An 18,140-nucleotide genomic window follows, 5' to 3' on the forward strand; every position below is an offset into this window, starting at 1 on the left:
CGGACCGGCCGCTCACTTCGCCGACGCCTTCGCGCCGCCGCGGCGCCCGGTCTTCTCCGCCGCGCCGTCCAGGTCCACCGGCAGCTGGTCGGCCTGCGAGTACGCCACGGCGGCGCCGACGAACGCGGCGAACAGCGGATGCGGGCGGGTGGGGCGGCTCTTGAGCTCCGGGTGCGCCTGGGTGGCCACGAAGAACGGGTGCAGGTCGCGGTCCAGCTCGACGAACTCCACCAGCCGCCCGTCCGGCGAGGTGCCGGAGATCCGCAGGCCGACCTTGGTGAGCTGGTCCCGGTAGGCGTTGTTCACCTCGTACCGGTGCCGGTGCCGCTCGCTGACCTCGGTGCTGCCGTACGCCTCGGCGACGATCGAGCCCTCGGCCAGCGTCGCCGGGTACGCCCCGAGCCGCATGGTGCCGCCCAGGTCGCCGCGCCCGGCGACGATGTCCTCCTGGTCGGCCATGGTGGCGATGACCGGGTGCACGGCCTCCTCGTCGAATTCGAGCGAGTTCGCCCCGTCGAGGTTGCCCAGGTGGCGGGCCACCTCGATGGCCATGCACTGCAGGCCGAGGCAGAGGCCCAGCAGCGGGATGCCGTTCTCCCGCGCGTACCGGGCGGTGCCGACCTTGCCCTCGATGCCGCGCACGCCGAAGCCGCCGGGGATCACGATGCCGTCGACGCCGGACAGCGCCGCGGCGGCGCCCGCCGGGGTCACGCAGTCGTCGCTGGGCACCCACTTGAGCTGCACCCGGGCGCGGTGGCCGAACCCCGCCGCCCGGATCGCCTCGCTCACCGACAGGTACGCGTCGGGCAGGTCGACGTACTTGCCGACCAGCGCGACGGTGATCGTGTGCCGGGGCTGGTGCACCCGCTCCAGCAGGTCGTCCCAGCGGGTCCAGTCCACGTCGCGGAACGACAGGCCGAGGCGGCGCACCACGTACGCGTCGAGGCCCTCGCGGTGCAGCACCTTCGGGATGTCGTAGATGCTCGGCGCGTCGGGCGCGGCGGTGACCGCCTCCCGGTCCACGTCGCAGTACAGCGACAGCTTCTCCTTGACCTTCTCCGGAATCTCCCGGTCGCAGCGCAGCACCAGCGCGTCGGGTTGGATGCCGATGCTGCGCAGCTGCGCCACCGAGTGCTGGGTCGGCTTGGTCTTCAGCTCGCCCGACGGCGCCAGGTACGGCACCAGCGACACGTGCAGGTAGAAGCAGTTGTCCCGGCCCAGGTCGTGGCGGATCTGCCGGATCGACTCCAGGAACGGCAGCGACTCGATGTCGCCGACCGTGCCGCCGACCTCGGTGATCACCACGTCGGGCACCTGGCCCTCGGCGTCCGGGTCGGCCATGCCGAGGATCCGGGCCTTGATCTCGTTGGTGATGTGCGGGATGACCTGCACCGTGTCGCCGAGGTATTCCCCGCGCCGCTCCTTGGCGATCACCGCCGAGTAGATCTGTCCGGTGGTGACGTTCGCCTTGCCGGAGAGGTCCCGGTCGAGGAACCGCTCGTAGTGGCCGACGTCGAGGTCGGTCTCGGCGCCGTCCTCGGTGACGAAGACCTCGCCGTGCTGGAACGGGTTCATCGTGCCGGGGTCGACGTTCAGGTACGGGTCGAGCTTCTGCATCACCACGCGCAGTCCGCGCGCGGTCAGCAGACTGCCGAGGCTGGAGGCGGTGAGGCCCTTACCCAGCGAGGAGGCGACGCCCCCGGTGACGAAAATGTGCCTGGTCGTCCGTGCTGTAGGGGCCAAGGCCTGCTCCCGTGTCGTCCGTAGCGGTCGTGCGAACCGCCGTGCCGATCAGCAGAGTGATCACGCGATCCACGGGATTCCACGGTAACACCATCCGGACCGTGAGCCGGCGTCGCACCCGCTGTCGGCGCACGTGAGACCGTATCCGGCCCTCCCGCGGGTTCCCGTGGCGCTCCTGCGGGCCGGGTCCGGGCCCTTGATCGACACCAGCTCGCCGATGCGGTGCCCTCCACCGGGCCTCGACCCCGCCACCTACCCGACCTGGCGGAGGCGGCAGGCCCGGCGGGCACGCGGACGGGGTCAGCGGGCAGGAAGGTCCGAGGACGGTCGGGTCGGCTGTGCGGGAACCCGCACGCCGGCATCGGCGCGCGGCCCGTCCGGCGTTTCCTTGCCCGCGCAGTCCGGCCGGTCCGGTTCGTCCGGTTCCTCGGTCTCCCCCGGGTCGCCCGCACCGTCGGTGGCCGGGCCGTCGGCGGCCGACCGACCACCACCCGCACCGTCAGCGGCCGGGCCGTCGCCGGCCGCGCCGCCCCTGGAGGAGGTGTCCGGGCCACCCGGTGGCACCACGCCCGTCTCGCCGCCGCCACGCCCGCTGTCGGGCACCGTGCGGTCGGTGGAGTGGTCGAGCACCCGCAGCGCCGCCAGGGCCGCCATCGGCACCACGAGGGCCGCCGCCGCGCCGGCCACGTCCAGCGCCGACCCGCTGAGCACACCGCCCAGCCCGACGGCCACACCGGTGCCGGCCATCGCCGCCCGGATCGCCGGGTAGATGCCGAACAGCCGCATCAGGCCGCCCCACGGCTGGAGCAACGCGAGCCAGACCAACGCGGCCCCGGCCAGGGCCAGCACGGTCAACGGGCTGTTCACCAGCGTCTGGATGTTGGAGCTGCTGGACCGGTGCACGGTCAGCCCGCCGGTGCCGTCACCGAGCGCCGCCAGGAAGCGGCCCAGGCTGCCCCGCTCCGCCGCCGGACGGCCGAGGTCGACCAGGGCGAAGCCGACGGTCACCGCCAGCGCGGCCATGGTGGCCCAGGCCAGCCGGCTCACCGTGAGCCAGCCGCCGCTGCAGATCGCGGCCGCCACGCTGACTCCGGCGGTGAGCGCGATCGCGCCGATCGAGTCGGCGCCCAGGTACGGGCTGCCCACGATCACCACCGCGAGCCCGCCGACCGTCACCATCACCATCGGCCGCCAGCCCCGGCGGAACCGCTGGGCGAGCCAGCCTCCGCACAACAGCGCCCCGGCGACGAACACGCCCAGCCCGACGGTGCCGAGCCCGGCGTACCGGCCGCCCTCCAGCGCCGAGTAGCCGACCACCCCGTTGAGCTGCAACCGGGAGCCGGTGAGCACGTCCACGCCGACCACGAGCGTGGCCAGCCCGGCAACGGCCCCGAGCGGGCCGAGCGTGCGCTCGTACCCGGGACTGAACCGGACCGCTGCGGTGCCGGCGAGAACGAGCAGCGCGGTCACCGAGGCGTACCAGAGGCCGGCGTGGTCCCCGCGCCACCAGGGCACGGCGTCGGCGAGCAACGCGGCGGGCACCGCGAGCGCGGCGGCGACCAGCAGCAGCTCCACCGCCGCGACGATCCGCCGGGACACCGGTTCCGGCCCGTGCGGACCGGCGAGCCGGCGGGCCCGGCGCAGCAGCGGCAGCACCGCCACCGCGAGGGCGAGCTGGGCGGCGGCCAGCAACGTGAAGAACCAGCCGGCGACGCGGCGCTGGGCGGCGGCCTCCCGGTCCGCGTCGGCCGGCGCCTCGATCGCGGCCCGCAGGTCGTCCGGCCGGTCGTCGACAGTCACCGCGGGCCGGCCGAGGAACGCCCGGTCCGGCATCGGCTTGTCGAGCACGGCGAGCACGGTCGGGGCCAGGTCGATCAGTTGCAGGTAGCCGGACCGGGCGGTGCTGGGCGAGGTCAGCCAGCCGCCCTCCCAGCCGGGGCCGTCGGCGACCGCGACGTGCAGCCGCGCCGGAGAGTCGGTGTCGGAGACGCCGGCGACGAGCACCAGCGAACGCGGCGGCCGGGCGGCGAGCACCCGGGCCAGCCGGGCGTCGGCCTCCCGCGCCTGGGCGGCCCGTACAACCGGGTCGTCGTCGTCGACGGTGCCGACGTCGACGATGCTCAGCACGCAGGAGCCGAGCAGTTCCGCCGGGTTCTCGGGGAGCGACGGGGCGTACCTGTCGACCCGGCCGAACGGGCGGGCCGCGGCCACGGCGGCGCCCGGCCCGACCGCCACCGAGCAGCGCACCGACTCGGCCAGCGCGCCGGGCGTCGCGCCCCAGGACAACTGCTCCTGGTTGTGCGCCACAGCGCTCGGCTGGTCGGGCAGGTTCGCGCCGATGGCGTCGGGCCGCTCGACGGTGACCCCGCTGGCCGGGCAGCCGCCGCCCGGCCGGGCGCCGGGCCAGGCGGCGAAGTTCCCCGCGCCCACCGTGAGCCAGCCGTCGACCGGGCAGGTGGGGCGGTGCGCGGAGCGTACCGACAGCGACCCGATCGCGCCCTGCTCGGCCATCCGCCACAGCGTCGGCGTGTTCTCCGGGTCGACGTCGTCCCACCGCAGGCCCGCCGCGCCGACGAGCACCACGAAGTCGGCGTTCGGCCGGGTCGAGCCGTCATCCGGCCGGGCGGAGAGCGCGGCGACGCCCAGCACCACCACGACCAGGGTCAGCAGCACCGGGGTCAGTCTGCGCAGCATCAGCGGTTCCCCGTCGAGAGCTGCGGTGTCAGCTCGGCGTAGAGGCCGGCGAGTGCGGCCACGGTGTCCGCCTCGGTGGGCCAGGTCGCGGCCCGGGCCAGGCCGCGGCGGCCCAGGTCGGCCCGGCGCACCGGGTCGTCGAGCAGGTCGCGCACGGCCGCGTCGACGGCGTCCACGTCGCCGGGCGGCACCAGCACGGCCGCGTCACCGACCAGGTCCGGCAGCCCACCGACGTCGGTCGCGACGAGCGGTACGCCCGCCCGCAGCGCCTCCTGCGCGAACAACTGGCGGGCCTCCCAGTCGCTCGTCACCACCGCCAGGTCGGCGGCGCCCAGCAGGTCCGCCACGTCGGTACGGTGCCCGAGCAGTGTCACCGGCGCGCGGGCGGCCGAGATCCGGGCGGCCAGCGGCAGGTACGCCGGGCCGCTGCCGGCGATCACCACGAGCGGGGCGGGGGTACGGTTCCGCCAGCGGGCGGCGGCGTCGATCAGCACGTCGTACCGCTTCTGCGGGTGCAGCCGGCCCACCGAGAGGATCAACTGCTGGTCGGCGGCGGCGAACTCGGCGCGTACCGCCGTGCGGCGGCGGCGCGGCGCGGGCAGCGCCGGCGCCGCGACCGGAGCGAGGCGGGCGTCGGCGGCACCGAGCGCGGCGGCGCGGTCGACCAGGTCGGCGGAGGCACCCAGGGCGACCCGCACGGACCGGGCGACGACCCGCTCGACCAGCCGGGACACCGCGCCGCGCAGGCCACCGGCGAGGACCGCGTTGTGCCAGGTGACGACCAGCGGCGCGGCGGGACGGGCGAGCGCGGCGACCAGGCCGGCGCGCAACCCGTGCGCGTGCACCACGTCGACGGGCGTGTCCGTGAGCGCCCGGCGCAGCGCGGTGACCGCGCGCGCGTCGCCCGGCGTGGGGCTGGCCGGGATCTCCACCGGCGTGAACCGGGCCCCGGCGCCGGTGAAGTCGAACTGTTCCTCGGTGGCGGCCGGGCCGCAGACCAGCACCGACGCGCCGGCCTCGGTGAGCCCTCGGGTGATCGAGCGCACGTGCTGCCCGACCCCGCCGGTGCTGGAGGCGAGCACCAGGGCCACCGACCCGGGCCAGCGCGGTGCCGGCGAGGCGTCCGTCATGAGGAAACGGTCTCCCTTCCGTCACCCCGCTCGCCGGGGTGCTGCTGCGCCGGCGGGCCGTCGTCCCCGCCGGCCGGGCGTCGCCGGCGTAGCCGGCGGGTCACGGTCGCGAGCAGCGGCCGCAGGTCGCGGGCGTCGGTCAGCCAGGCGACGGCGAGGAACAGGACACCGACCACGACCCCGGACAGCATGCCCTGCGCGAGGGCCCACGGTGTCGTCGGGGTGCCGTCACCGAGCCCGGCGAGTCCCGCCGCGACGGCCGCCCCGCCGGCTCCGGCGACGACTGCCGCGAGCAGTCCGGCGGCTCCGGCCCGGCCGGCACCGGCCAGCGCCTCGCCACCCGCGGCCCGCCGGACCGCGGCGATCAGCAGCACGCCGAGCAGCAGCATGCCGGCCGAGTTCGCCAGCGTCACCGCGAGCACCCGGTCGGCCAGCGGCGCCACCTGCGCGGACACCACGGCCAGCGCGGGCACGCTGAGCCAGCCGAGCGCGGTGGCGACGGTGGCCGTGCGGGTCTCGCCCCGGGCGTAGAGCGCGCGGCTGAGCACCGCGAACAGCCCGTAGCCGACCAGGCCGGGCGCGAAACCGGCGATCCCGGCCGCGGCGGTGCGGGCGTCGACGGGGTCGGCGAAGAAGAAGTGCCCGACCGGGATCGCGGTGCCGGCGAGCGCGGCGGCACCCAGCAGGCTGAGCAGCACGACGCCGCGTACCGCCGGGGCCAGGGTCTGGCGGTAGGCGCGCTCGTCGCCGGTGGCCCGGGCCGCCACGAGCGTCGGGTACGCGGCCACCGCGAGCGGCACGGCCAGCACCGCCCAGGGCAGGAAGTAGACGGTCTGGGCGAGGTTGTAGACGCTGACGTCGGCGGTGCGGCCGTAGGTGACCTGGTTGAGCGCGACCACCAGGGCGATCTGCTGGGCGGCCACCGTGACCGCCCCGGCGACCACCAGAGGGCCGACCCGGGCCCGCGCGTCGGCCGGGAACCGGAAGCCCGGCCGGATCCGCAGCCGCAGCCGGCGTACCGGGATCAGCAGCGACAGCGAGAGCACCACCACGCCGAGCGTGGTGCCGGCCGACAGCAACAGCTCGCCGCCGCGCCCGGCCTCCCCGATCGTGGCCAGTCGCCCCTGCGCGGCGGTGAAACCGAGGTAGACGGCGATGACCGTGACGCTGGACAGCAGCGGCGCGATCACCGGCCAGGCGAAGCGGCGGTGCGCCTGGAGCACACCGGTCAGCACGATCCCCACCCCGTACAGCGGCAACTGCGGCGCGAAGACCCGCAGCATCCGCGCGCCTGATGCCTGCTGGGCCTCGCTGAGACCGTTTCCGACCAGGCCGGGCAGCGGGTCGGCGAACACCGCCAGCAGCACCGCCAGCGGCACCAGCAGGCTCAGCGTCCAGGTCAGCAGCGCGCCGGTGGTGGCGGCCACCGCGCGCCGGTCACCCGCCTCGACGGCGCCGGCCAGCAGCGGTACGACGAGACTGGCGAGCGCCCCACCGGCGACGATCTCGAAGATGAAGTTCGGGACGTAGTTCGCCACCAGGTAGGCGCCACCGAGGTCGGTGGGGCCCAGCATCCAGGTGAACACGGCGGTACGGCCGAAGCCGGCGAGCCGGCTGAGGACGGTGAGGACGGCGATGAGGGCGGCCGCCCCGGCGACCCGGCCGGCGGCGGCGAGAGGAGCCGGTTTCGTCACGTCAGTCCGGGAGCCGGCCCAGCTCGTCGAGGTGCCGCAGCCCCGGCGTGGACGCGATGACCTGGGTGAAGCTGACCTTCTCGCTGGCCGCGGTGAGCGCGGCGAGCACGGCCAGCACACCGGCCCGGCCCAGCGGTCCGGTGCGTGCGGCGAGGCTCACCCCGAGCAGCGCGCCGAGCGCGTTGGCGCCACTGTCGCCCACCATCACCCGCTCGCCGAGGTCGTCGCCGACCAGCGCGGCCGAGGCTCCCACCGCGCCCGCCGCGACGCCGCCGTACGGGCCGGTGGTCAGCGGCACGCCGAGCAGCATGCCGGACTTCAACGCCCGGCCGGGCCGCAGGTCGAGCAGGTTGACCAGGTTGGCGGTGCCGGCCACCACACCGGCCCCGAGCAGCACGTCTAACCCACGGCCGAACGCCCCGGCCCGCCTGCGGCGCGGGTGTGCGGCGACCCGCCGGTCGGCGGCGAGCAGCGCCGCGGCACCCAGCCCGGCCACGCCCACCCCGGCGACCTTGACCATCCCGGCGGTCACCTGCCCCTCGCGCAGCGCGGCGAGGTGCCCGGCGAACCCCTTGGCGGCCTTCTGTTCGGGGCGCGCGCCGACCACGTCGTCGTAGAGGCCGACCGCGCCCGCGCCGAGCCCGGCGACGAGAGCCGCGGCGCCGGCCGGGGCGCTACCGGCACCCAACGCGGCCCCGGTCGCCGCGCCGACGGCCAGGGCCGGCCCGGCGGCCAGGGTCACGGTACGGCCCCGGTAGTTGGTGCGCTCCAGCGCCGGACCGCCCGGCGACGTGCGTGTCTGGCGCAGCGCGTAGCGGGCGGCCAGCGCTCCCGCGCCCACTGCGAGCAGCCGACCCAGTCTCACGGGACCTCCTCGATCCGGACTTCGAACGCGACGCGGGACGGACCGGGCGGCCCGCCGCGGTCACCGGGGCAGTGTAGGCACCCGGGCGGCGGCGTTGTCGCCCACGCCGTACTGGCCGGTCTTCTTGTCGGTGAGCTGCTGCGCCAGGGCGAGGCTGGTGACCAGCTGGCCCTGCACGGTGTTGGCGTTGTCGACGGTGGAGATGGTCTGCGACAGCACCGGGTCGTCGCGGACCACGGAGACCAGGTTCCCGCCGGTCGAGCCCATGCCGGCGACCACCAGCGCGCCGGCCCGGTCGAACTGCTCGGCGATCTTGACCACCGACTCGTCCTTCTTCGCCGAGTCCTTGTCCACGTACGGCTGGCCGGTGACCATCACCACCGCCTCGGCGGCGGTGGAGATCCGGTCCGCCGGGGTGAGGTATCCGGCGGTGGCGTACTGCTCCAGCACGGCGCGCCGGTCGGCGTCGCTGACCGGCGGGCTCTCGGCCGGGCGGTCCACCAGCACGTTGGCCAGCAGCGCGCTGGAGGTCTCCACGCCGTGCCCGTTGCCGGGCAGGTTGCCGGTGGGGGCGCTGTTCGGCCGGGCCGCGGTGACCGCCAGTTCCAGCAGGTTGTTGTTGCTGTCCGGGTTGACGAACTTGTCCTGCACGTCGATGCGGCCGGTGACGTCGGCGCCGGCGGTCTGGAGCATCTTCACCACGCCCTCGGCCTGGTCCCGGCCGCTGGGCAGGGTGAGCACCAGCACCCGGCGACCGGTCAGCTTGCCGGGCAGGACGAGCTGGGCCATCTCCGCGGCGAAGTCCTCCTCGGTCTCCAGCTGCTTCTGCATGCTGTTGACCGACTGGCGCATCAGCGAGTTGTCCTTGCGCAAGCCGTTGACGTTCTCCCGGAGCGAGTCGGCGACCGGACCGTTGAGGGCGGCTGTGCCGACCACCAGGCCGATCGCCAGCGCCAGGAACACCGCGGTCAGGGACACCACGTGGTAGCGAAAGTTGATCACGCTTAGAGCCTCTTGATCGTCGGGGAGCTAGAAGAGCTGGCCGAGCTGGAACACAAAATTGTCCCACCATTCGGAGACCACGCCCAGATACGCCTTCCCGACGGTGGAGACCGCCACCGCGGAGGCCATCGCGGCCACCGCCGACAGGACGAGCAGCAGCAGCGACGACCCGGAGATGCTCTGCCGGTAGAGCCGGCTGACGCCCTTGGCGTCGACCAGCTTGCCGCCCACCTTCAGGCGGGTCAGGAACGTCGACGCCATGCCGCCGCGCCCCTTGTCGAGGAACTCCACCAGGGTGGCGTGCGTGCCGACGGCCACCAGCAGCGAGGCGCCCTTCTCGTCGGCCAGCAGCATGGCCAGGTCCTCGCTGGTGGCCGCCGCCGGGAAGGTGATCGCCGGTACGCCGAGCCCGTTGACCCGGGCCAGGCCCGGCGCCCGTCCGTCCGGGTAGGCGTGCACGATCACTTCGGCGCCGCAGCGCAGCACGTCGTCGGTGACCGAGTCCATGTCCCCGATGATCATGTCTGGGGTGTAACCCGCCTCGACCAGCGCGTCGGCTCCGCCGTCGACGCCGATCAGCACCGGCTTGAATTCCCTGATGTACGGGCGCAGCACGTCCAGGTCGGCCTTGTAGTCGTAGCCGCGCACCACGATCAGGCAGTGCCGGCCCTGGATCTGGGTCTGGATCTCCGGCACGCCGACGCCGTCGAGCAGCAGGTCGCGTTCCTGGCGCAGGTAGTCCATCGTGTTGGCGGCGAACGCCTCCAACTGCACCGACAGGCCCTCCCGGGCGTCGGCCATCGACTTGGCGACGGTCTCGGCGTCCTGCAGCGAGCCGTGCGCGACCGGCTCGTCACCGACGAGGACGGTGTTGCCCTCGATCCGCACCCGGTCGCCCTCGCGGACGTGCTCGAAGACGCTCTCGCCGAGATCGTCCAGCAGCGGGATGCCGGCCGAGATCAGCACCTCCGGGCCGAGGTTGGGATAGCGGCCGGAGACCGACGGCTTGGCGTTGAGGACAGCCGCCACACCCACCGCGACGAGCGAGTCGGCCGCCACCCGGTCCAGGTCGACGTGGTCGATGACCGCGATGTCGCCGGGTCGCAGCCGCCCGACCAGCCGTTTCGTCCGGCGGTCGAGGCGCGCGGTGCCGACGATGGAGCCCGGCTCCGGGTTCCGGCTCCGGCGCAGTGTGGGTAGACGCATCGTGACCATCCTGGCATGTGAGGCAGGTTTTGCTGTCGCGACATGCCTGAGCAGGGCCGCCTACCCAGGGAAGCACACCGGAACGCGTGCCGGTGTGCTTGCGCTCACAATCGGGGTATCACGGACGCCTTTCCTTGGCCGCCACCGCCAGGAGCTCCTCGGCGTGGGCGATACCCAGATCCGAGTCCGGCAAACCGGCGAGCATCCGGGCCAGCTCCCGGGCACGCTCGGTGTCCTCCACCACGCGCACCCCGCTCGTGGTGACCGCTCCCCCGGTGTCCTTGGCCACCACCAGGTGCCGGTCGGCGAACGCGGCGACCTGCGGCAGGTGCGTGACCACGAGCACCTGGTGGCTGCGGGCCAGCCGGGCCAGCCGGCGGCCGATCTCCACCGCGGCCTGACCGCCGACGCCGGCGTCAACCTCGTCGAACACCAGCGTGGGTGGGCCGCCGGAGCCGGCGAAGACCACCTCGATGGCGAGCATCACCCGGGACAGCTCGCCACCGGAGGCGCCCTTCTGCAACGGCAACGCCGGCGCGCCCGGGTGTGCCAGCAGCCGCAGCTCCACCTCGTCGGCGCCGTCCGCGCCGACGCCGGTCTCGACGCCGTTCACCGGCAGGCTCGGCTCGGACCGGCCCACCGGGCGCGGCAGCACCGCCACCTCGATGCGGGCGTGCGGCATGGCCAGCCCGGCCAGCTCGGCCGTCACCTCCTCGGCGAAGCGGACCGCCGCCTCCCGGCGGGACGCCGAGACCCGGCCGGCGAGGTCGGCCACCTCACCGGCGAGCCGGGTCGCCTCGCGGTCCAGCTCGTCCAGCAGTTCGTCGGAGGTGTCCAGATCGGACAGCCGGGTCCGGGCCCGCTCGGCCCACGCCACCACGCCGTCGACGTCGTCGGCGTACTTGCGGGTGAGCGCGCGCAGCGCGGCCCGCCGCTCGTAGACGGTCTGCAGGCGGGCCGGGTCGGCGTCCAGGGCGGCCAGGTAGGTCGACAGCTCCGCGGCCACGTCGGTGACGAGGGTGGCCGCCTCCTCCAGCCGGCCCGCCAGCTCACCCAGCGCCGGGTCGGTGCCGGCCTGCGCCTCCAGCGTGCGGCGCGCGGTGCCCAGCAGCGCCGTCGCGTCCGGCGTCTCGTCGGTCGCTTCGACGCCGCCGGCCACGCACTGCTGCGCCACCTGCGCGGCGGTACGCAGCCCTTCGGCGTGCTCCAGCCGCTGCGCCTCGGCCTTCAGGTCGTCGTCCTCCCCCGGCTGCGGATCGACCCGGGTGATCTCGTCTAGGCCAAGGCGCAGCAGGTCGGCCTCCTGGTTGCGCTCGCGGGCGTTGCGCCGCCGATCGGCCAGGTCGTCGACGACGGTGCGCCACCGGGCGTACGTCTCGCGCAGCGCGTCCAGCAGCTTCTCGTGCTCCGGCCCGGCGAACCGGTCGAGTGAGGCGCGCTGCTCGGCCGGGCGCAGCAACCGCAACTGGTCGGACTGGCCGTGCACAGCCAGCACCTGCTCGCCGACCTCGCCGAGCGTGGACACCGGCATGGCGCGCCCGCCCAGGTGCGCCCGGGAGCGGCCCTCGATGGTCACGGTGCGGCTCAGCAGCAGCGAGCCGTCCTCGTCGGGCTCGCCACCGGCGTCGAGGATGCGGGCGTGCACCGCCTCGGCCGCCCGTCCACTCAGGCGCAGCCGGCCCTCCACCGCCGCGCGGCCCGGCTGGGCGCGCACCCGGCCGGCGTCGGCACGGCCGCCGAAGAGCAGGCCGAGGCCGGTCACCACCATGGTCTTGCCGGCGCCGGTCTCGCCGGTGATGACGTTCATCCCCGCGGCCAGCGGCAGCGTCGTGTCCTCGATGACGCCCAGTCCGGTGATGCGCAGCTCTTCCAGCACAGCACCCGACAGTAGCCCCGCCGTGTGACAGTTGACCAGCCGGCCGGGCGAGCCGCCGCTGGCCGAGCCCGCGACAGGTGGGCCGCGCCCGGGAAGCGGCGGGCCTCACCGCCGCGCCCGGACTCACCTCGTCGCGGCCCGTACGCTCACCGTAACGCGCGCGAGCGCCGGGGCCGCTGGACCGAACGGAGCTTTCCGCCGAGCCGCAGGTCAGCGCCGGTTGCCCCGCCAGCCCTGGACGGGAAGGTCGAACTTGGCCACCAGCCGGTCGGTGAACGGGCGTGCCCGCAGGCGCACGATGCGCACCGGCAGCGTGCCCCGGCGCACCGTGACCCGGGCGCCGGGCGGCAGGTCGTAGACGCGCCGCCCGTCGCAGCACAGCACCGCCAGGGTGGTGAACGGGTCGACGGTGATGACGAACGTCGACGTGGGCGCGGTCACCAGCGGGCGGCTGAACAGGGCGTGCGCGCTGATCGGCACCAGCAGCAGCGCCTCCACCTCGGGCCAGACCACCGGCCCGCCGCCGGAGAACGCGTATGCGGTCGAGCCGGTGGGGGTCGCGCAGACCACGCCGTCGCAGCCGTACCGGGACAGCGGCCGGCCGTCCACGTCGACGAGCAGCTCCAGCATCTGGGCGCGTTCGCCCTTCTCCACGCTGATCTCGTTGAGCGCCCACGACTCGATCGTCGGCCCGCCCTCGAACTCGGCGGTGACGTCGAGGGTGAGCCGTTCGTCCACCGTGTAGTTGCGGTCGACCACGTCCCGCACGGCGGTGTCCAGGTCGTCGATCTCGGCCTCGGCGAGGAAGCCGACCTTGCCCAGGTTGATGCCGAGCAGCGGCGCCTTGGCCGGGCGGGCCAGCTCGGCGGCGCGCAGGAACGTGCCGTCCCCGCCGAGCGCGAACACGATCTCGGCGCCCTCGGCGGCCTCCGGGCCGGTCACCGGCACCACGCCCGGCAGATCCAGGTCGTCGGCCTCCTCGGCCACCACCCGAACCTCGAACCCGGCGGCGATCAGGTCGGCGGCCACCGCGCGGGCGTGCTCGGTGCTGCGTCGACGGCCGGTGTGCGTGACCAGCAGCGCGGTACGGCTCACCCGGACACCTCCTCGGTCGTGGCCGCCGTCGCGGCGGCGCCCTGCGGGCCGGCTGCCACGACCGCGCGGACCCGCTCCGGATCGGCGGCGGGCGCGCCCCCGCGCAACCATACGAAGAACTCGACGTTGCCGCTCGGCCCGGGCAGCGGGCTGGCCGCCACGCCGGCCAGGCCGAGGCCCAGCCCGGCGGCGGCCGCGGCCACGTCGAGCACCGCCTCGGCCCGCAGTGCCGGGTCGCGGACCACACCGCCGGCGCCGACCCGCTCCTTGCCGACCTCGAACTGCGGCTTGACCATCAGCGCCAGGTCACCGCCGGGCCCGGTGCACGCGGCCAGCGCGGGCAGCACCAGCCGCAGCGAGATGAACGACAGGTCGGCCACCGTCAGGTCGACCGGGCCACCGATCGCCTCCGGCGTCAGGGTACGCACGTTCGTGCGCTCGAACACCCGGACCCGCTCGTCGGTCCGCAGCGACCAGGCGAGCTGCCCGTAACCGACGTCCACGGCGACCACCTCGGCGGCGCCGCCGCGCAGCAGCACGTCGGTGAACCCGCCGGTCGACGCGCCCGCGTCCAGGCAGCGCCGGCCGGCCACGGTCAGCCCGCCGGGGGCGAACGCGGCGAGCGCTCCGGCCAGCTTGTGGCCACCCCGGGAGACGTACTCCTGCGCCGGATCCTCGCCGGTGACCAGCAGCGGGTCGGCCGGGTCGACCATCGCCGCGGGCTTGCGCGCCCGCACTCCGCGCAGCTGGACGCGACCGGCCTCCACGAGCGCGGCGGCCTGCTCCCGGGAGCGGGCCAGCCCGCGCCGGACCAGTTCGGCGTCCAGCCGGGTACGACGAGCCATCAGGTGTCTCTCCGCCTCTGCTCAGGCCTGGTCGATGGTGGCGAGGGTCTCGCGCAGCGTCTCGTACGCCGCCTCGTACTGGGCGATCTGGTCGGCCGGGGCGAGCGCCTCGGCGTTTGCCATGCCGAGCACGGCGGCGTCGACCGCCGGGTGCCGCGCCTCGCCGACCTCATCGACCGGCGCGGGGCGTACCCCCGGGGGCGGTCCGGGCCGCGGGCCCGGCGGCAGGCCGGGCCGGGGCGCGGTCACGAGCCGGCCGCCCGGCGCCCGGTGGTTCTCCTCGCCGGCCGGGCGGGCGCGGCGGACGAGCCGTCGGCAGGGGTACGGGCCACGGTGGCGGGCGGCTTCTTGGCGATCGCCTTCTTGGCCACCGTCTTCTTCGCCACCGCCTTCGTCGGCGTCGTCGCGGGCGCGGACTCGGCGGCGGACGTCCCGGTGCTCGGCTGCCCGGCCCCCGAAGGCGCGGCCTTCGGCGGCTCGGTCCCGGACGGCTCGGTCCGCGGCGTCGCCGAGCCGGACGCCGCCACGGCTGCGCCGGACGGTGCGGCGGCGGGCTCGGACGATCCGGTGGACGGCGTGTCGCCCGGCCCGAGGTGGCCGCGCGCCTCGCGCAGCTGCCGCTCCAGGTCGCGCACCCGGCGGGTCAGCTCGGCGACCTCGTCGGCGGTGGCCAGCCCGACCGCGCCCAACGCCCGATCCACCTCGAAGCGGACCAGCTTCGTCAGCGACTCCCGGTTCGCCAGGCCGGTCGCGACCAGTTCCTCGGCGAGCGTCTGGAGCTGGGCGGCGGTCGCGCCGCCCTGGCCGACGACGCGCATGACCGCGTCCTGTGCCTTCTTCCGGGGCGCCTCCGTCAGGCCCATGGCCAGCTCGAGGTAGGCGCGCCACGCGTCCTGCATGCCTGAGTCCTTCCGCGGGGCGAGGTGTGCAGGTGCCACGCTACCGGGCACCCCGGACGCCCCATTGCGGTACGGTGCCGGGAACGGCGTGGTTCGTGGTGAGGAGACGATGTGGCCAGCGTGGACGAGTGTCGGCAGGCGTTGCAGGACCTGGCCGCGCGGCTGGACCGCAACGCCGAGGCACAGGAACGCATCGACCTCGACCGCACCCTGGCCTGCCGGATCACCGACCTCGGCACCGCGTTCCACGGGCGGCTGGAGGGTGGCCGGTTGGTCGACCTGGCCGACGGCGACGACCCGAAGGCGAAGATCGCGCTGAGCATCGGCAGCGACGACCTCGTCGCACTGGTGCACGGCCGGCTCGACGTCATGTCGGCGGTGGCCTCCCGGCGGGTCTCGATCAAGGCGAACCCGTTCGACCTGATGAAGCTCCGCAAGCTGCTCTGAGCGGTCCGGCTGCCTCAGTCGTCGAGACCGAACGCGGCGAGGGCCTCCTCCGCCGCCGGGGACTGCGCCCGTACGCGCGGGCCGGCCGCCGTCGACCAGGCCGTCGCGCAGAGCGCCGCGAGGGCCTCCAGGGGCGGTCCCGCGCCGTCGAGCACGAGGTCCGCGCCGGCCCGCGTCACCGACCAGCCGCCGCCGGACGCCCGGCCCGGCACCGCCACCACCGCCGCCGGGTCGAACAGGCCCGCCAGGTCGAACGAGACGTACGCGGGACGGCGCTCCTCGGGCGCGGCCAGCAGTTCGGCGGCGTCACTGACCCCGGTGAGCACCAGCAGGCTGTCCAGCCCAGCCCGGCGGGCGCCCTCGATGTCGGTGTCCAGCCGGTCGCCCACCACGAGCGTGCGCCCGGTCCCGGCCCGCCGCGCGGCGGTGGTGAACAGCGCCGGCTCCGGCTTGCCCACCACCACGTCCGGGTCGCGTCCGAGAGCGGTCCGCAGCACCGCGACGAGTGAGCCGTTGCCCGGCAGCGGGCCGCGCGGGCTGGGCAGCGTGCGGTCGGTGTTCGTGGCGTACCAGGGGGCGCCCGCCCGTACCGCGAGGGACGCCTCGGCCAGGTCGGACCAGCCGACCTGCGGGCCGTAGCCCTGGGCCACCGCGGCGGGCTCCTCGTCGGCCGTGGACACCGGCCGCAGGCCCACCGCGCGCAGTTCCGCGCGCAGCGCCTCGGCGCCGACGACGAGCACTGGTGCGCCCTCCGGCAGCCGGTCGCGGAGCAGTTCGGCGGTGGCGGCCGCGGAGGTGAGCACCTCCGCCGGCCGGGCCGCAACGCCCATGCCGGTGAGCAGGTCGGCGACCTCGCTGGAGCGGCGGGACGCGTTGTTCGTCGCGTACGCGACCGCGCGCCCCTCGGCGTGCAGCCGACCGACCGCCTCGACCGCGCCGGGAATGGGCCGATCGATCAGGTAGATGACGCCGTCCAGGTCGAAGACGACGAGCGAGTACGCGTCGACCAGCCGACCGCCCGCTCCGGCGCGGTCGGGTCCTCCCCGATCCGCGCCGGAGGCGGTGTCACAGGCGTACCCGGTCATCGGCGCTCCGCCGCCTCGCCCTCGCCGGCCGCGGCGTCGCCCGGCGCGGGCCGGTCGGCGTCGTCTGCCGGGGTGGCGTCGGTGACCGGCGCGTCCTTGTCGGTGCCCGAGGTGTCGTCGTCACCGCTCAGCGGTGCGTCGTCGTCCTCGGCCGACGCCTTGGACGTGTCCGCGTCGTCCTCCGGCTCGTCGTCGCCCTCGATGACCACGCCGTCCAGCTCCAGCAGCCGCTCGGCGGCGTCGGTCTCCCCCTCGGAGTCGACGTCGGCGGCCCGGGAGAACCACTCCCGTGCCTCCTCGCGCCGGTCCACCGCCAGCAGGGCGTCCGCGTACGCGTAGCGCAGCCGCGCCGCCCACGGCTCGGTCGAGTCGCCGGTCAGCTCGCGGACCTGGAGCATCGCCACCGCGGCGTCCTTCTGCCCGAGGTCACCGCGCGCCCCGGCGGCCACGATCAGCAGCTCGATCGCGACGGCCTGGTCGAGCTTGTCCCGGTCCGCGCCGCGGAACAGGTCGATGGCCCGCTCCGGTCGGCCCAGCGCCCGCTCGCAGTCGGCCAGCACCGCCAGGTGGCTCTGCAGGCCGGTCATCCGGTGGTACGTCCGCAGCTCGGCGATGGCGCTCTGCCACTCACCCGCGTGGTACGCGGCCAGCCCGACGGCCTCCCGCACGGCGGCGATCCGCGAGGCGAGCCGGCGGGCCGCCATGGCGTGTGCCAGCGCCAGCGCCGGATCGTCGTCGATCAGCAGACCGGTCGCGACCAGGTGCCGGGCGACCGTCTCCGCCACCGGCTTGGCGAGGGAGAGCAGCTCCGCCCGGACGGCCGAGTCGAGATCGCTCGCGACGACGTCGTCGGGCAGCTCCGGCGCCTCACCGGTACGCCCCTCGCCGCGCTCGTCCTGGCGCTCCCGCTGCGGGCCGTAGTTGGAGGTCCGGCGGTCGTCGCCGCCCGGCCGGTCGCCGTAGCCGCGGCGCTCACCGTCCCGCTCGCCCCGGAAGCCGCCCGGCTGCCGGTCGTCGCGCCGGAAGCCACGGTCGCGGTCCCCGCCACGGAAACCACCCTCACGACGGTCACCGCCCCGGAAACCACCCTCACGGTCACCACCACGGAAACCGCCCTCACGGCGCTCGCCGCCGGCGTAGCTCTCCCGGCGGTTGCCGCCGCCTTGGTAACCGCCCTCACGACGATCGCCGCCGCGGAAGCCACCCTCGCGGTCACCACCACGGAAGGCGCCGCCCTCACGACGGTCACCACCGCGGAAACCACCCTCACCACGGTCGCCACCACGGAAGCCACCCTCACGGGCGCCGCCTTCACGACGATCCCCACCGCGGAAACCGCCCTCACGGTCACCGCTCCGGAAGCCACCCTCGCGACGGTCACCACCGCGGAAACCGCCCTCACGACGCTCCCCGCCACGGAAGCCACCCTCACGACGGTCACCGCCACGGGCGCCACTGTCACGGTCGCCACCACGGAAGCCGCCGCCCTCACGACGGTCACTACCACGGAAGCCACCCTCACGACGGTCGCCACCGCCGAAGCCACCCTCACGACGGTC

The 18,140-nt window shown here is 75.3% G+C and carries 16 protein-coding genes; 2 read left to right on the plus strand and 14 right to left on the minus strand.

Annotated elements, in window-relative coordinates; all coding sequences use genetic code 11:
- Positions 1 to 12: 12 nt before the first annotated feature.
- The 12 genes from C569_RS0126880 to C569_RS0126935 all read right to left on the minus strand — a co-directional run bounded on the left by C569_RS0126880 (position 13) and on the right by C569_RS0126935 (position 15,049).
- The gene (locus tag C569_RS0126880) at positions 13 to 1,743 is read right to left on the minus strand and encodes a CTP synthase (RefSeq protein WP_036347056.1); all 1,731 of its coding nucleotides are present in this window, start codon (positions 1,741 to 1,743) and stop codon (positions 13 to 15) included.
- Between the two features lie 300 nt (positions 1,744 to 2,043).
- Entirely contained in the window at positions 2,044 to 4,437 is a 2,394-nt protein-coding gene (locus C569_RS0126885) for a hypothetical protein (RefSeq protein ID WP_018788828.1), read from the minus strand.
- Entirely contained in the window at positions 4,437 to 5,567 is a 1,131-nt protein-coding gene (locus C569_RS0126890; protein ID WP_018788829.1) for a glycosyltransferase family 4 protein, read from the minus strand. Before C569_RS0126890 ends, C569_RS0126885 begins: the two co-directional genes overlap by 1 nt.
- Complete coding sequence (gene murJ / locus C569_RS0126895) at positions 5,564 to 7,261, minus strand: murein biosynthesis integral membrane protein MurJ (RefSeq protein ID WP_018788830.1); 1,698 nt, start codon at positions 7,259 to 7,261, stop codon at positions 5,564 to 5,566. Before murJ ends, C569_RS0126890 begins: the two co-directional genes overlap by 4 nt.
- A gap of 1 nt (position 7,262) precedes the next feature.
- Positions 7,263 to 8,126, minus strand: a complete 864-nt coding sequence (locus C569_RS0126900) for a hypothetical protein (protein WP_026268697.1) — start codon at positions 8,124 to 8,126, stop codon at positions 7,263 to 7,265.
- 60 nt (positions 8,127 to 8,186) lie between these two features.
- Positions 8,187 to 9,128 carry a copper transporter gene (locus C569_RS0126905; protein WP_018788832.1) on the minus strand — a complete coding sequence of 314 codons (942 nt, stop codon included), beginning with the start codon at positions 9,126 to 9,128 and terminating at the stop codon, positions 8,187 to 8,189.
- Between the two features lie 27 nt (positions 9,129 to 9,155).
- Positions 9,156 to 10,334: a putative cytokinetic ring protein SteA gene (gene steA, locus C569_RS0126910; RefSeq protein WP_026268698.1), complete on the minus strand. Its 1,179-nt coding sequence runs from the start codon at positions 10,332 to 10,334 to the stop codon at positions 9,156 to 9,158.
- Positions 10,335 to 10,452: 118 nt separating this feature from the next.
- Positions 10,453 to 12,210, minus strand: a complete 1,758-nt coding sequence (gene recN / locus C569_RS0126915; RefSeq protein WP_018788834.1) for a DNA repair protein RecN — start codon at positions 12,208 to 12,210, stop codon at positions 10,453 to 10,455.
- A gap of 210 nt (positions 12,211 to 12,420) precedes the next feature.
- Complete coding sequence (locus C569_RS0126920; protein ID WP_018788835.1) at positions 12,421 to 13,305, minus strand: NAD kinase; 885 nt, start codon at positions 13,303 to 13,305, stop codon at positions 12,421 to 12,423.
- Positions 13,302 to 14,150 carry a TlyA family RNA methyltransferase gene (locus C569_RS0126925; RefSeq protein WP_018788836.1) on the minus strand — a complete coding sequence of 283 codons (849 nt, stop codon included), beginning with the start codon at positions 14,148 to 14,150 and terminating at the stop codon, positions 13,302 to 13,304. The genes C569_RS0126920 and C569_RS0126925 overlap by 4 nt, the downstream gene beginning before the upstream one ends.
- Positions 14,151 to 14,171: 21 nt before the next feature.
- Positions 14,172 to 14,399 (minus strand): hypothetical protein, encoded by a 228-nt coding sequence (locus C569_RS0126930; protein WP_018788837.1) that lies wholly within the window; start codon positions 14,397 to 14,399, stop codon positions 14,172 to 14,174.
- Complete coding sequence (locus C569_RS0126935; RefSeq protein WP_018788838.1) at positions 14,396 to 15,049, minus strand: phasin family protein; 654 nt, start codon at positions 15,047 to 15,049, stop codon at positions 14,396 to 14,398. Before C569_RS0126935 ends, C569_RS0126930 begins: the two co-directional genes overlap by 4 nt.
- A 111-nt stretch (positions 15,050 to 15,160) precedes the next feature.
- Here C569_RS0126935 and C569_RS0126940 point away from each other — a divergent pair, with 111 nt between their 5' ends.
- The gene (locus C569_RS0126940; RefSeq protein WP_018788839.1) at positions 15,161 to 15,496 is read left to right on the plus strand and encodes an SCP2 sterol-binding domain-containing protein; all 336 of its coding nucleotides are present in this window, start codon (positions 15,161 to 15,163) and stop codon (positions 15,494 to 15,496) included.
- A gap of 14 nt (positions 15,497 to 15,510) precedes the next feature.
- Here the strand turns inward: C569_RS0126940 and C569_RS0126945 are convergent, their stop codons facing one another.
- Positions 15,511 to 16,581, minus strand: a complete 1,071-nt coding sequence (locus C569_RS0126945) for an HAD-IIA family hydrolase (RefSeq protein WP_018788840.1) — start codon at positions 16,579 to 16,581, stop codon at positions 15,511 to 15,513.
- Positions 16,578 to 17,366 carry a hypothetical protein gene (locus tag C569_RS0126950; protein WP_018788841.1) on the minus strand — a complete coding sequence of 263 codons (789 nt, stop codon included), beginning with the start codon at positions 17,364 to 17,366 and terminating at the stop codon, positions 16,578 to 16,580. Before C569_RS0126950 ends, C569_RS0126945 begins: the two co-directional genes overlap by 4 nt.
- On the opposite strand from C569_RS0126950, the gene C569_RS33860 reads away from it, so the two are divergent.
- A partial coding sequence (locus C569_RS33860) for a hypothetical protein (RefSeq protein WP_196806794.1) occupies positions 17,343 to 18,140 on the plus strand: 798 nt, incomplete at its 3' end. The two genes, C569_RS0126950 and C569_RS33860, sit on opposite strands and share 24 nt — an antisense overlap.

The sequence above is a fragment of the Micromonospora sp. CNB394 genome, assembly GCF_000374985.1.
Classification (GTDB): Bacteria; Actinomycetota; Actinomycetes; order Mycobacteriales; family Micromonosporaceae; genus Micromonospora; species Micromonospora marina.